The organism is Stenotrophomonas sp. (genome assembly GCF_059505245.1).
In genome coordinates this window covers 60430-74496 of the sequence record NZ_JCACKF010000045.1, presented here as the reverse complement: position 1 = coordinate 74496, position 14067 = coordinate 60430, and the positions used below count along the sequence as shown (strand labels likewise).

Here is a 14067-nt window from a genome sequence, read left to right as displayed (position 1 = left end):
GCCGCTCACAGCGCGAACGTCACCGACAGGCGGGCCTGTCGCGGTGCACCGGGGAACAGGTAGTAGTCACCGCCGCTGCTGCCGGTATCGCGCCAGTAGAAGCGGTTGAATACGTTGTCCACCGACAGGTTCCAGGTCACCGCGCGTTCGTGCAGGCGATGCTGGAAGCGCAGGCCGGCATCGAACACCGAGTAGTCCGGCGCGCGCACGCCACCATCGGCGCGTGCCACGTTGGCACCGGCATAGCGCCAGCCACCGGTCACGTCCAGGCCCTGCACGAACGGCAGCGCGTAGGCCACGTGCACGCTGGCGCGTACCTTCGGCACGTTCACCAGCTGATGGCCTTCATAGGCCGGCGTGCCGGTGTCGCGCGCGCGCGCCTGCAGCACGCTGGCGCTGGCCACGATCTGCAGTGCGTCCGTCAGCTGGCCGTTGGCGGTCAGCTCCAGGCCGGTGTGGGTCTGCGTGCCATCCTCGACGAAGGTGTAGCCGACGTCGCTGCTGTCGGGCCTGGCGTACTGGTAGGGCTGCGAGATGCGGAACACCGCTGCACCCAGCGTCAGCGCCTCGACCGGCACGTACTTCACGCCTGCTTCCAGCTGCCGCGACTGCACCGACGGCAGGAAAGTGTCGGCATTGCTGGTCCAGAACGGCGCTTCCTGGCCCAGCGAAATGCCGCGCACGTAGCTGGCATAGGCGTTGAGCTGATCGGTGGCCTTCCACACCACCGCGGTCTGCGGTAGGAACCGCGACAGGCGGCTGTGCCGCTGCGGAACGCCACGCTTGTCGTAGGCACGCTCGTCCAAGCGCACGAAGCGGCCACCGGCCAACCACTGCCAGTCATCGCCAAAGCTCATCCGGTCCAGCGCGAAGAACGCGGTCTGGCGGCTGTCCAGGCGTCGTGCGGAGGGGCCGGGCATCTTCGGCGACGGCTCGAACACGGGCACCTGCGGGTCGTGGATGTTGCTGGTGCCGACGTACTCGTTGACGCTCGGGCGCTTGTCCACGGTGCGGCGGAAGTAGTCGGCACCGAGGGTCAGCTGATGGCCGACGCTGCCGGTCTCGAAGCGGCCACGCAGCTCGGCACGGGCCTGCTGGTTGCGGCGGGTGTCGTCCGGGCTGCGGTAGTCGTAGACATCGTAGTCGCCGTTGGGTGCGAAGTAGTTGCCTGGCACGCTGCCATCGGCGCACTGCACGGCGTAGTAGCAACCGTAGGCGAAGGCGACGTTGTCATCGATCACCGAGCGGCTGTGGCCGACCGAGACGCGCGACTGCCAGGCATCGTTGAAGTCGTAGGTATGCAGCGCGGTGATGTTGGTGCTGGCGATATCCACCGGGCGCTGCCACGGCTGGTAGCCGAGCAGGTGCTCGCGGTCGACACCGCGCGGCAGGTCACGCGCGCCCAGCAGCTGGTAGCCGGACACCGAGCGCTGCGAGCTGGTCTGGTAGTTGGCATCTACTTCCAGCTTGCCGCGCTCGCCGATCAGCCAGTCGGCGGCCAGCGAGTAGAAGTTGCGGCGGCCATCGGCGTGCGCGACGTAGGAATTGCTGGAGTCCCATGCGGCATTCAGGCGCAGGCCGAAACGCGGGGTGATCCAGTGGCCGACATCGACGGCGACGTAGCGTGAGCCTTCCGAATCGGTGCCGAGCGTGGCGGTGCGTACTTCAGCCGGGCGCTTGCCGATGTAGTTGATGATCCCGCCCGGCGCCATCACCCCTGCCGCCAGGCCGGCTTCACCCTTGAGGATCTCGACTGACTGCACGTTCTCCAGCGCCAGGCGTTGCTCGCCGGCGATGGACAGCCCGTTGAAGCGGTAGCCGGTGGCGGCGTCCAGCGCGAAGCCGCGGATGGCGATGTTCTGGTAGTAGCCCACAGGTGCATACGCATCACCCAGCGAGGCATCGTTGCTGGCCAGCTCGGACAGCGAACGTACCTGGCGACGTTCGAGATAGTCGCGCTCGAGCACGTTCACCGAAGCCGGCGTGTCCTTCCACGAACCGCCGCCGAAGGCATTCACGCGCGAAGTATCGGCCTTCGGCTTGCCGGCCTCCACGCGCACCGCCGCCAGTTCGGTCGGCGAGCGTTCGGCACCAGTGGCAGCCGCATCGGTGGTGGCCTCGGCCTCGCTGGCATGCAGCGGCAGCGCGGCGCAGAGGGCGAGTGAGAGCAGGGTGGGGCGCAGGCAGCGGTTCATTCGGTTCGTCTTCGGACAACAAGGGAGACGAAGCGACGGCGCGCAGGTGCACCGGCCCATGATGGGGGTGTGGCTGCGGCTCAAAGCTCCCTACGCCGGTGCAAACCGGATCAGGTTCCAAGGGACTCTCTCAGCCTGGCAGATCCAGGCACCCCCGCTTCAGGTGACCATTTCACTACAAATGGTACGGATTTGCGAGCGCCAGCCGGGGTCAGATCCCTTTCCTGCGGAAAGGGATCTGACCCCAACGCTGCGTCAACCGGATCACGCGACGGCGTGCAGGGCCTGCAGCAGTGCCCGTCCCGGCGCGCTGTGGAACCACGCCGGATGGCCCAGCATGAAGGGCTGCCAGGCCACGTCGGCATTCGCGGCTGAGCGGGTGACACCTTCGAAGTACTCCACTTCGGACAGTGCGAAGTCGAAATGGACCATTGGCAGCAGGTCGGCCAGCAGGTGCACGCGTGCCGCCGACAACGGCAGCACCTCGCGGTAGCCGTCGAGCAGGGCCAGCGCGATATCGATGCGCACTGCCTCCATGCCGCGCTCCAGTTCCAGCCACGCCACTGCGTTGCGCTCGATCGCGGTGGCGAGGTCGAACAGCGCGCTGGTGGGCGACGCCAGGCCGAAATCCAGCACGGTGCTGACCTCGCCGTTGCGCCACAGCAGGTTGGAGACATGCCAGTCGTTGTGCGCCCACAGCCGGGGCTCGGCGCGCAGGCGCTCGGCCAGGCCGGCGTGCCACGGCAGCACGTCGCGCTGCAGCTGTGCTTCCCATGGAATGCGCGCGAGATAGCGTGCCAGCCCGGGACGTTCATCCAGTCCTGCCTTGATGGCGGCGATCGGATCGTCGGCACGGATCAGGTCGTCGCGCGCCACCAGCAGATGGGTGCTGCGCTGGGGCGCGTGGTAGCTGGCGGCGGCACGGTGCAGCTGTGCGAGCGTGCGCCCTGCCTCGCGGGCCTGCGCGACATCGGTCAACAGCGACCACGACACCGCGTCGCGATACAGGTCGTCGCCCACGCCGACATCGTGCAGTTCAAACGTCCATTCGCCGTGTTCGACCGCAGTGTGGCCATCGGTGGCCGGCAGCACCTGCACCACTGGCACGCCGGCGGCGGCGAGATGGGCGATGAAGTGGTGTTCTTCTTCCAGACAGGCCGCGCTGCGCACGCTGTGGTGGTGGCGCTTGATGAACACCGCGCCGCGCGTGTCGTCGACGATGGCGGCGGCAGACAGCGGCCGCGGGCTGTGCCAGCGCGGTTGGCTGTGCCCGCCCAGCTGCGGGTAACGCGTACTCAGCCACGCGATGTCCGCCGCGCTGATCGGTGGCCAGTCGGCAGCGACCTCGTCGTTGTTGAGGCCCTGCACGCGGTGGGAGGAAGACGTCATGCCACAGTCCGATCGGGAAAGTCACATCCAAGGCTGCGCATTCAACGCCATGCGCGTGGCCAACGCAAACGGGCGGGTCATCGACCCGCCCGTCTCCGCGTCATCGGTATGTCGGCGCTGCTTACCAGCCGCGATGGCGGCCGCGGTCGTGGTAGTAGCGGTTGTCGTAGTAGCGCTCACGCTGCCAGCGGCGGTCATCGCCACGGTCGTAGTAGCCACTGCGGTAGTAGCCACGGTCGTAACGGCGATCGTAGCGGTCGTCGTAACGGCGATTGTCGTAGTAACGGCGGTCGCGGCGGTCGGAGGTGGTCAGGTTGCCGATCGCGCCGCCGGCCACGGCACCGCCGACGGTGGCCGCAGGGTCGCCGTTGGACAGCAGGTTGCCGGCCACGCCACCGACCACGGCGCCGACCAGGGTGCGCTTGTCCTTCCTCGACATCGCGCTGGCATCGCTGACCACGGCGACACCGGCAACCAGTGCCAGGGCCATCGCCAGACCACGGAAGCTGAGTGTGGAAGTACTGAGCATGTTCGGTTCTCCTGTGAGGTGCATGCCACGCTGGGCAGGGAGGGCGCGGGGCGCCCCGGCTGCCGTGGAGACCACGCTGGCGTTCCAACATTGCCGGAACATTGCCTGGCCTACCGGGCGGCTTGCGCATTCATCTAGCGGCAGGCGGCATGAAGCAAGGCTGAAAGTGGCTTTTACCGCTCAGCTGGCAGAAAGGGAAAGGGCCGCGCATGGCGCGGCCCCTCCCGGTCTGCAAGGCGCTGCGGGCTCAGACGCCCATGGCCTTCTGCGCCTGGCGGGTCTGTTCCTGCTGCGCGTCCTGCTGCTGGTGCAGCACGTTCGGCGCGCCCTGCACCGCGCCGCTGCTGAGCGCCATGCTCTGCTCGCTGGCGGTGCGGGTTTCCACCGCAACGCGGCTGGCCGCCGGGTCACCGACCGTGCCCTGCACGGCGAACAGGCGCTCACCGTTCGGGCTGGGCACCACCGCGTCGATGCGCTGCAGGCCGGCGGCATGCGCCTCCCTGGTCAGGGCCGCTGCGGCGCTTTCCAGCGCGTGGCGGTCCTTGAAGGTGCCCGCCGGCATCCGCTCCAGGCCTTCGGTGGCCTGCAGGTACATCGGATTGCGCGGGTGCCGCTCGTCGTTCAGCAGCGGGCGCTCGCGGGCCTCCTTGATCGCATCCAGCGTCTTTGCACCGACGATGCCGTCGGCAACCAGCCCGTTGTCCTTCTGCAGCTGGCGTACCGCCGCTTCGGTATTGCGCCCGAAGCGGCCGTCCTCGGCCAGCGGCTTGCCGTCGGCCCCGGCATAGCCGAGGTGGCCCAGCTGCTCCTGCACCTTGCGCACGCCCTCGCTGTGCGCGCCCGGCTTGTACAGCTCGGCGTGCGGGGCGGCAGCGGCCTTGTGTTCGGCCGCAGGCTTGCCCTGGGTCTGCTCATGCGATTGGGTGCGGCTTTCCAGCAGGTCGCGCGCCTTGGACAACGGGTCCGACGCGAACAGCTTCCAGTGCGGGTGGTCCTTCACCTGCTTGAGGTAATCCTCCACCGGCATGGTGTGCACGCCCTTGCTGCCGGTGGACTGGCTGATCAGCAGCTTGTCGGTATTCGGGTCGCGCACCACCATCACGATGTGGTCGATGCCATTCCAGTGCTCGTGGCGGGTCCTGGCCGTATCCAGGCCGATGACCATGCCTTCCTTCAGCGCACCGGGCTTGAGGATGGCGTCGCGCTCGAGCAGCACGCCGGACTGTTCGACGGCCTTGTGCACGATGCCGCCGGAACCGAGGTTGCCCAGGTCGATGCGGTCGGCCTTGCTGAAGACAGCGTGCCCGGCCTTCTGGTTGATCTCGTCCATGGTCCGGTTCTGCAGGGTGCCGACCCAGCCGGAGCAATCGATGTAGCCCTGGTCCACGTTCTTGCCGGTCTTGCCCGGCACGTACAGCGCGTGGCCCGGGATGTTGATGGCGTACTTCACATCGTCGTACTTCACGCCAGCGTCGTACGCGGCGTGCAGTTCGATGCCCGGCTTCGGCGCAGCAGGAGCCGTTGCGGTCGCCGCCAGCGTGGCCGCAGCGGCGCCCACTGCGGCGGTCTGCGCAGGTGTGCCTGGAGCCTGGGCCTGGCCCGGTGCCACGGTCTGCGGCGTGATGTGCTTTTCCGGGATGCTGATCGCTGCGTACTTGTGGATGTAGTAGCTGGAGAAGGTCCGCGCCAGGTCGCCGTCGTTCATGCCACGCATTTCGGCCAGGGTGTGGCCGGTCAGCGCCTTGGCATCGGACCCGATCTGGTTGAGCACGTTGCGGCGCATGTTGATCTCTTCGCCATGGCCGTTGCGGACCACGCCGAAGGTGCCGGTGGCGATCGCGGTCTGCACCGAGCCATAGCCGGCGCTGCCCTGCTGGTGGGCCAGGTACAGGTCCAGGCCGGTCGGCGTGTCGCCGCCGGACAGGTACGGGTGGCCGGTGCGCTCATTGCGGCGCGCCATCGAGCCCAGGTTGTCCTGGTACATCTGCGCGGCGGCTTCGGTGTTGCGGGTCGGATCGAACTCGTGGCCGGTCAGGTGGTACTGGCGCGCCGAACCGGGCACGAACTGGAACAGGCCCTTGGCCCCGGTCGACGTATTGTGGGCGCGTTCGTTGAACGTGCCGCCGGTCTCGATGTGCGCGAAGCGCATGAAGTCATCGACCGGAATGCCCTTCTGCCGAGCGACCTGCTCGACGATGTCCAGGACTTCCTTTTTGCTGTAGTCATGCTGTGCCATGACGTTTTCCTCGGGGTTGATGGAGCGGCCGATGCCGCGAATCGCCAACCGGACTCATCCGTGAGTCAAGAACATGTCGGTCAACAGGTAACCCGCCTGCGGCGGATGGAAATCAGGGCGTGATGTACTGCTGGGCCTTGCTGTCGAAGCGGTAGTGCACGGTGTCGCCGGCACCCAGCGCGCGGGTCTTGCCCGGGGCTTCGATGGTGGTGCCCTTGAAGGTCACGATCAGCTGCGGCAGGCCGTTGCCATCGGCCACGAAGGCCAGTTCGCCATCGCTGTCGGTGCACGGCATCACGTTGCCGTCGTCGCAGGCCGCGCTGTTGTCTTCGCCGGTGCGCACCGAGCCGACGTAGCGCCAGACCTTGCTGTCCAGGTCGTCCTCGCTGCGCTTGGGGTTGAACAGCAGCAGGGCGTAGCCGCTGCTGCTGATGCCGCGGTCGAAGCTGCTGGTCGGCACCGCCAGCAGCAGGCGGCCGTCGGCGGTGCGGTGTTCGATCGGCTTGCGCCGGGTATCGACGTCGTCGGCCTTGTCGTAGGCGCCGAGCGCACCGATGGTCCATTCCTGGCCGCGGAACTTCCACGGCTTCTTCGCGTCGCCGCCGGCCAGCACGAAGGTGGCCTCGGCCAGATTGGCGCGGTCGTCGGGGCCGGCCGGCTGCTGTTCGCCCGGCTTGCCGTAATGCTCGCGGGTATCCCAGGAAAAGCCGGTGTAGTAGGTGGTGCCGTCCAAGGTGAAGCGGTGGCCGAACCAGAAGGTCGCCACGCTGCCGTTCTGGACCTCATAGGACGTCGCACCGTCGCCATCCACCTGGTAGATGAAATACATCACGGTCGGCGCGTCGGGCGGGGTGACGGCGGCATCGGGAGAGGGGTTCTGCATCGGGGCAACATCCTGTCGGGGCGCTTTGGCAGCCTGCGCAGGCGCAGGCTGGGAGGACGAGGGGGCCGGATCGGCGGCGCTGCAGGCGGCAGCGGAAAGAGAGACGAGCAGGCATGCCGCGAATGCGCGCAGGGGCCGCAACGGCAGGGTCCAACGTAGCTCGGGGGGGGACTGCATGCGCCTCTCCATGGTCAGCGTTGCCGGGCCAGACGGCCGGCAGGAAGCCGCACCCCATCCACCACGGACGGGAGCGAGGACATGAGCCGGTCGATTCCTTCGACCTCGCATTGAGAACTCATGCCCGTCCATCTTGGCACAGATCCGCAGACCGTCAAAGAGGGGGTGCGGCAGCCGGGTCTGTGATGTGAAGTGCGTCTCAGATCTTGCCGTCACGCAGGTAGTCGAACAATTCGGCGTCGCCCTTCAACCCCAGCTTGAGCATGGCGTCGCCCTTCTGCCGGCTGATGGTGCTGACGCTCTTGTGCAGCTGCAGCGAAATCTCCTTCACTGTCATGCCGGTGCCGAGCAGCCGCAGCACCTCCACTTCGCGTGGTGACAACGGCTTGCCGTCGCCCTCGCGCATGCGCCAGCTGCCGGCCGCGTCCACCCGCTCGCGCAGGCTGCGGCTGATGTAGGGCTGGCCGCGGTACACCGACTGGATGGCCTGCGGCAGCTCGTCCATTGACGAACTCTTGTCGACCAGACCGAGCACGCCACTGTCGAGCACCATGCGCAGGATCGCCAGGTTGCTGGAGACGCTGAGCATCAGCACCGGCAGGTCCGGATGCCGGCGGCGGATCATGCCGATCATGGCGAAGCCATCGGCCTGCGGGCTGCCCGGCATGGAGTAGTCGGTGACCAGCAGGTCACAGGGCTGGTTGGCGAGCAGGGTCATCAGCGCCTGCGCGCTGTCGGCCTCGCCGACCACGCGGCCCACGCCGCTCGACTCGATGACGGCGCGGGTACCGATGCGGACCACCGGGTGATCGTCTGCGATGATGATGCGCAAGCTCATGCTCTAGTATGGCCATCGGGCACGCCGGACCGCGACCATCGCGGTCCCTGGCAGGATTCTAGGAGATCGACGCAGATGCGTAGGTGGGCTGTTCGCGGGCTGCTCCTGCTGCTGGCGGTGCTGGCCCTGCCCGTGGCCCAGGCACAGCCGGCCCCTGGGCTGCTGCCGCTCAGCCCGTTGCAGCGCGAATACCTGGTGGCGCATCCGACCATCGTTGTCGGGCAGTATGACAGCGGTTGGCCGCCCTTCGAGTCCCTCCGTGACGGCCAGCAGGTCGGTCTGGGACCGGACTACCTGTCGCATCTTGCACGCCAGCTCGGCATGAAGGTCGAGGCGCGCCGCTATCCGGACTGGACATCCGTGCTGGATGCGGCATGTCGTGGCGAGATCGACGTGGTGATGAATGTCGGCCTCAGTGCCGACCGCACCCGCTGCATGGTCTATACCGCGGCCTACAGCGAAGCGCCGCTGGCCCTGGTGGGCCGGCCGGACGACCTGCGTGCCTCCGACATGCCCGACCTGGAGGGTCTGCGGGTGGTGATCGAGCAGGATTTCCTGACCGGTCCGCAGGTGCGCGCCCGATTCCCGCGTGCCCGCCAGCTTGTCGTAAACGACACGTTGAGCGCATTGCAGATGGTCAGAGACGACAAGGCCGATGTCTACATCGGCAATGCCTTTGTCGCCACCGAGCTGATTGCCAGCCGGCGCCTGCAGGGCGTGGCGCTGTTGCGGCCGAGCGACCTGCCCCCTGAACGGCTGCACTTCGGCATTCCCAACAGCAAGCAACCCCTGGCCGAAGCCCTGGACCTGGCGCTGGCGGCCACCAGCCAGGCCCAGCGTGATGCCCTCGCACAACGATGGCTGCCACCGCCGCACTGGTCGGCATCGGCGCAGCTGGCGCTGAGCCAGGCCGAGAAGCGCGTGCTGGAGCAGCCGTTGAAGATCGGTTTCGCCCCGAATGCCGCGCCACTGTCGTTCACCGGCGAGGATGGCCGGCCCAGCGGGCTGGCCAGCGAATACCTGCAGCGCCTGATGCAGGCCGGTGCCAACCTGCAGGTCGAGGACAGCCACGACTGGTACGAGGTGCGCGAGAAGGCCCGCCGCGGTGAGCTGCAGGCGGTGATGGGCATTCCTGTCGATTCACGGTACCTGGGCCCGGACTGGGTGTTCAGCCAGCCCTTCATCAGCGTGCCGAACGTGATCGTGGTCAGGAGCGATGGCGAGTCGCTGCTGGGCCTGGCTGACCTGCAGGGCAAGCGCGTGCTGCTGTCCGACCCGGAGCGTGTGCGCGGCTACGTGCTGCAGCAGGCACCGCAGGCGCGGATCATCGCTGCACGCAGCGCCGAGCAGTCGCTGCAGCGCCTGCTCGCTGGCGACGCCGATGCGTACATCGGCAACCTTGCCGTGGTCGATCACCTGCTGCGCAGCCGTTTCCCGGGGCGGCTGCAGGTGGCGGCACCGGCCGGCTTCAACGACCAGCTGGTGCTGGCTGTGGACCGCCGCCACGCGGCACTGGCTACCACCTTCGATCGCCTGCTGCTGCAGATGACCCCACGCAAGCGCGAGGCCCTGCGCAATGCCTGGCTGGGGGTGGAGTACCGCAACGGTGTCGACTGGAACAAGGTGCTGCGGTGGGGCGTGCCGGTGCTGCTGGTGCTGCTGACCGCGCTGCTGGTACATGGCGTCGGCCATTGGCGGCTGCGCCGCGAGGTGGCAGGACGTCGCCAGCTGGAGCAGCGTCTGGCCGAGGTGACCGACAACCTGCCTGCAGTGGTCTATCAGGCGCGTCGCGACGCCGATGGCGCGCTCAGCTTCCCGTTCATCGCCGGTGACCTGCCTGCGTTGTTCGGCATTACACGGCAGCAGGCCGAACAGGATGCGAGGGTGTTGCTGGAACGCATCGAGGAAGAGGACCGCGCGCACATCCTGCACTCCATCGAGCAGGCCGCGCGCCAGTTCGCCCCATTGATCCTGGAGTTCCGCCTGCGCAGCGATGGGGAGGGCGTGCGCTGGGTGCGCAGCCAGGCCCACCCCTATGCCGCCGAAGAGGGCGCGGTGATCTGGAGCGGTTACTGGGTGGACGTGAGCGAAGCGCGGATGCAGGCCGATGCCCTGGCGGCGGCGAAGGCGGACGCCGAGCAGGCCGCCGAGGCCAAATCGCGCTTCCTGGCCACGATGAGCCATGAGATCCGCACACCGATGAGTGGCGTGCTGGGGATGCTGGAGGTGCTGGCGCACTCACCGCTGGACAGCGAACAGCAGCGCATCCTCGGCGTTATCGAGGATTCGGCCCAGATGCTGCGGCAGATCCTCGATGACATCCTCGATTACTCGCGGCTGGAAGCAGGGGCGTTGCGCCTGGAGCCGGTGCCGCAACCGCTGCGGCCCCTGCTGGAGAGCGTGTGCCGCCTGCTGTCGGCCCAGGCCAGCGCGCGTGGCCTGGCGCTGCACGTGCAGATCGATCCCGAGCTGGCGCCGGCCCACGAAGTGGACGGCGTGCGGCTGCGCCAGATCGTGTTCAACCTGCTCAGCAATGCCATCAAGTTCACCGCACAGGGCGAGGTGCGCCTGCAGCTGGAGGTGCTGGGGCCGACCAGCGAAGACGGCGTGCAACCGCTGTGCCTGAGCGTTACCGACACCGGCATCGGCATCGCACCGGAACAACTGCAGCACCTGTTCGCGCCCTTTACGCAGGCCGGCGCCTACATCCAGCGTGACCACGGCGGCACTGGCCTGGGCTTGAGCATCTGCCAGCGACTGGTGCAGATGATGCAGGGCGAATTGACCCTGCACAGCACGCTGGGCGAAGGAACCCGCGCCGAAGTGCGGGTATCGCTGGTGGAGGCCGGCAGCGAGGACGCGGCGGCACTGCTGGCCGAGCAGGACCAGACCGCGCTGCTGCCCGCCGCGCTGCGTCAGGCACGGGTGCTGGTGATCGAGGACCACCCGACCAACCAGGCGATGATGGCGTGGCGGCTGCAGCAGCTGGGCGTGCCCCATGTGCTGCTGGGCGATGGCCAGCAGGCGCTGGATCGCCTGTCGTCGGAGAGCTTCGACCTGGTGATCACCGACTGCCGCATGCCGGTACTCGATGGATTTGGCTTCACCCGCCTGCTGCGCGAACGCGAGGGCCGTACCGGCCAGCCGCGGCTGACGGTGCTGGCGCTGACCGCCAGCGTGCTGGACGACGATGCGCGCCGCTGCCGCGAGGCCGGCATGGACGAGGTACTGGCCAAGCCGCTGTCGCTGGCCACGCTGCGTGCGGCGCTGCTGCGCTGGCTGCCGCAGGCCCAGGGCCAGTCGTTCGAGGTGCCGGTGCCGGAGGTTGCCGCCGACGACGGTGAAGCATTGCCTGATCTGGCCACCCTGCAGCAGCGCTTCGGCTCGCGCGTGGTGGCCGAGCAGCTGCGCGACAGCCTGTTGCAGGCCAGCGAGGGTGACCTGGCCGCCGTGCAGCGCGCCGTGCAGGCTGGCGACCGCCAGGCTGCGGCGCTGCACCTGCATCGCCAGGCCGGCGGGCTCGGGGCGATCGGGGCCACGGCACTGGCCCAGCAGGCCAATGCCCTGGTCGAGCGCCTGCAGGATGCGGCAGAGGCCGATACGGCGCCGTTGTTCGCCACCGTAACGACGTTCGTGGCGCGGCTGCAGCAACAGCTGCAGCGCCTGGCTCACTGAGCCGACTGCTGCTGCAGGTAGGCGATCACCAGGGCGCGGCGTTCTGCGCTGGGGAAGGCGTTGTACATGCGGGTGCCCGGCACCAGGTGCGTGGGTGACTGCAGGAAGGTATCCAGCGTCTGTGCGGTCCAGGTGATGTCGGCGCGGCGCATGCCGTCGGAATACCCATAGTCGGGCAGGCTGCCGGCGCGGCGGCCGATCACGCCGTGCAGGTTGGGTCCGAAGCGGTGGATGCCACCGGGCTGCACGGTGTGGCAGCCGGCACACAGTTCGAACGCGCGCTGCATGGCCTGCTGCCGGGCCTGTTCGGGCGTGGCCGGCACCGCGGGCGGGCGCTGGCAGGCCGTGGCAAGCAGGGCCACGGCAACGGCGGTGAGCAGGCGGCAGGCACGCATGGGTGGGCAGGATAGCGGTGCGGTGGAGCGGTCGGGGGGCGCCACACCGTCGCACCCCCGGGCGATCACATGCCCGAGTAGTTCGGGCCGCCGCCGCCCTGCGGGGTCACCCAGACGATGTTCTGGGTCGGATCCTTGATGTCGCAGGTCTTGCAGTGCACGCAGTTCTGCGCGTTGATCTGCAGGCGCGCGTTGTCGGCTTCGCCAACGAACTCGTACACACCGGCCGGGCAATAGCGGGCTTCCGGGCCTGCGTACTCGGCCAGGTTCACCTTCACCGGAATGCTGGGGTCCTTCAGCGTCAGGTGGCTGGGCTGGTTCTCGTCGTGGTTGGTGCTGCTCAGGAACACCGAGCTGAGGCGGTCGAAGGTCAGCACCCCATCCGGCTTCGGGTAGGCGATGCGGGTGTGCTTGGCGGCCGGTTCCAGGCAGGCATGATCCGGCTGCGTGCGGTGCAGGGTCCACGGCGGGTTGCGCACGCCCAGCTTCGGCAGCAGCCACTGCTCGACGCCGGTCATCAGCGTGGCCACGGTCTGGCCCTTCTTGAACCACTGCTTGAAGTTCTTGGCCTGCTGCAGTTCGGTGAACAGCCAGCTGGCTTCGAACGCCTTCGGGTAGGCGCTCAGTTCATCGTGCTGGCGGTCGGCGGCCAGCGCGTCGAACGCGGCGTCGGCGCACAGCATGCCGGTCTTGATCGCGGCATGGCTGCCCTTGATGCGGCTGGCGTTGAGGTAGCCGGCCTCGCAGCCGACCAGTGCACCGCCCGGGAACACCGTCTTCGGCAGCGACAGCAGGCCACCGGCGGTGATCGCACGCGCGCCGTAACCGATGCGGGTACCGCCTTCCAGATGCTTGCGGATGGACGGATGGGTCTTGAAGCGCTGGAACTCTTCGAATGGGCTCAGCCACGGGTTCCTGTAGTCCAGGCCGACCACGTAGCCGATGGCGACCTTGCCGCCGTCGGCGTGGTACAGGAACGCGCCGCCGTAGGTGTCGCTGTCCAGCGGCCAGCCGGCGGCGTGAACCACCAGGCCCGGCTCATGCCGGGACGGGTCGATCTGCCACAGCTCCTTGATGCCGATGCCGTAGGCCTGCGGGTCCTTGCCTTCGTCCAGCGTGTAACGCGCGATCAACTGGCGGCCGAGATGGCCGCGCGCGCCTTCGGCGAAGATCGTGTATTTCGCCTGCAGCGCCATGCCGCGCTCGAACGCCGGGCCGATGCTGCCATCCTTCTCGATACCCATGTCGCCGGTGGCCACGCCGATCACTTCACCGTTGTCGCCGTACAGCACCTCGGCTGCGGCGAAGCCGGGGAAGATCGCCACTTCCAGCGCCTCGGCCTGCTGCGCCAGCCAGCGGGTCACTTCGCCCAGGCTGATGATGTAGTTGCCTTCGTTGTGGAAGCACTCCGGCAGCAGCGCGTTGGGCGTGCTGCGCGCGCCGGTTTCGCTGAGGAACAGGAATTCGTCACGGGTGACCTTCTGCTTCAGCGGTGCGCCGCGCTCGGCCCAGTCCGGGAACAGCTCGGTCAGCGCGCGCGGATCCATCACCGCACCAGACAGCACGTGCGCGCCTGGTTCGGACCCCTTCTCCAGCACGCACACCGACAACTCGCGGCCGGCTTCGATCGCGCGCTGGCGCAGGCGGATCGCGGTGGCCAGGCCGGCGGGGCCGGCGCCGACGATCACCACGTCGAATTCCATTACTTCACGCGGGGGCAGGGCGTTGGCTTCAGCGCTCATCGATTGCA

9 protein-coding genes and 1 riboswitch are annotated in these 14067 nt (G+C 68.1%); of the genes, 1 reads left to right on the top strand and 8 read right to left on the bottom strand.

All coding sequences use genetic code 11. The features are described 5' to 3' along the window. Window positions 1-5 precede the first annotated feature (5 nt). From AC5JLE_RS17940 to AC5JLE_RS17915, 6 genes are all read right to left on the bottom strand, one after another. The gene (locus AC5JLE_RS17940) at window positions 6-2195 is read right to left on the bottom strand and encodes a TonB-dependent receptor (protein WP_164109116.1); all 2190 of its coding nucleotides are present in this window, start codon (window positions 2193-2195) and stop codon (window positions 6-8) included. A 70-nt stretch (window positions 2196-2265) separates the two neighbouring features. Then, a riboswitch (TPP riboswitch) is annotated at window positions 2266-2361 on the bottom strand. 98 nt (window positions 2362-2459) lie between these two features. Then, window positions 2460-3584, bottom strand: a complete 1125-nt coding sequence (locus tag AC5JLE_RS17935) for a phosphotransferase enzyme family protein (RefSeq protein WP_100450879.1) — start codon at window positions 3582-3584, stop codon at window positions 2460-2462. A 121-nt stretch (window positions 3585-3705) separates the two neighbouring features. After that, a complete protein-coding gene (locus AC5JLE_RS17930; RefSeq protein WP_014645533.1) occupies window positions 3706-4113 on the bottom strand; it encodes a glycine zipper 2TM domain-containing protein in 408 nt (135 codons plus the stop codon). 247 nt (window positions 4114-4360) lie between these two features. After that, window positions 4361-6349, bottom strand: a complete 1989-nt coding sequence (locus tag AC5JLE_RS17925; protein ID WP_032959398.1) for a peptidoglycan-binding protein — start codon at window positions 6347-6349, stop codon at window positions 4361-4363. A 112-nt stretch (window positions 6350-6461) separates the two neighbouring features. Next, entirely contained in the window at window positions 6462-7232 is a 771-nt protein-coding gene (locus AC5JLE_RS17920) for a hypothetical protein (RefSeq protein WP_164109118.1), read from the bottom strand. 376 nt (window positions 7233-7608) lie between these two features. Continuing rightward, window positions 7609-8247, bottom strand: coding sequence for a response regulator (locus AC5JLE_RS17915; RefSeq protein WP_014035550.1), 639 nt, complete (start codon window positions 8245-8247; stop codon window positions 7609-7611). A 75-nt stretch (window positions 8248-8322) separates the two neighbouring features. Here AC5JLE_RS17915 and AC5JLE_RS17910 point away from each other — a divergent pair, with 75 nt between their 5' ends. Continuing rightward, window positions 8323-11922, top strand: coding sequence for an ATP-binding protein (locus AC5JLE_RS17910; RefSeq protein WP_099475995.1), 3600 nt, complete (start codon window positions 8323-8325; stop codon window positions 11920-11922). Here the strand turns inward: AC5JLE_RS17910 and AC5JLE_RS17905 are convergent. After that, the gene (locus AC5JLE_RS17905; RefSeq protein ID WP_014645538.1) at window positions 11916-12317 is read right to left on the bottom strand and encodes a c-type cytochrome; all 402 of its coding nucleotides are present in this window, start codon (window positions 12315-12317) and stop codon (window positions 11916-11918) included. The genes AC5JLE_RS17910 and AC5JLE_RS17905 overlap by 7 nt on opposite strands. A 65-nt stretch (window positions 12318-12382) precedes the next feature. After that, window positions 12383-14059: an electron transfer flavoprotein-ubiquinone oxidoreductase gene (locus tag AC5JLE_RS17900; protein WP_041862952.1), complete on the bottom strand. Its 1677-nt coding sequence runs from the start codon at window positions 14057-14059 to the stop codon at window positions 12383-12385. Window positions 14060-14067: the final 8 nt, after the last annotated feature.

Bases quoted from the DNA above. Each gene is read 5' to 3' on its own strand.
- AC5JLE_RS17940 (WP_164109116.1), bottom strand. From the start codon at position 2,195: ATGAACCGCTGCCTGCGCCCCACCCTGCTCTCACTCGCCCTCTGCGCC.
- AC5JLE_RS17935 (WP_100450879.1), bottom strand. From the start codon at position 3,584: ATGACGTCTTCCTCCCACCGCGTGCAGGGCCTCAACAACGACGAGGTC.
- AC5JLE_RS17930 (WP_014645533.1), bottom strand. From the start codon at position 4,113: ATGCTCAGTACTTCCACACTCAGCTTCCGTGGTCTGGCGATGGCCCTG.
- AC5JLE_RS17925 (WP_032959398.1), bottom strand. From the start codon at position 6,349: ATGGCACAGCATGACTACAGCAAAAAGGAAGTCCTGGACATCGTCGAG.
- AC5JLE_RS17920 (WP_164109118.1), bottom strand. From the start codon at position 7,232: ATGCAGAACCCCTCTCCCGATGCCGCCGTCACCCCGCCCGACGCGCCG.
- AC5JLE_RS17915 (WP_014035550.1), bottom strand. From the start codon at position 8,247: ATGAGCTTGCGCATCATCATCGCAGACGATCACCCGGTGGTCCGCATC.
- AC5JLE_RS17910 (WP_099475995.1), top strand. From the start codon at position 8,323: ATGCGTAGGTGGGCTGTTCGCGGGCTGCTCCTGCTGCTGGCGGTGCTG.
- AC5JLE_RS17905 (WP_014645538.1), bottom strand. From the start codon at position 12,317: ATGCGTGCCTGCCGCCTGCTCACCGCCGTTGCCGTGGCCCTGCTTGCC.
- AC5JLE_RS17900 (WP_041862952.1), bottom strand. From the start codon at position 14,059: ATGAGCGCTGAAGCCAACGCCCTGCCCCCGCGTGAAGTAATGGAATTC.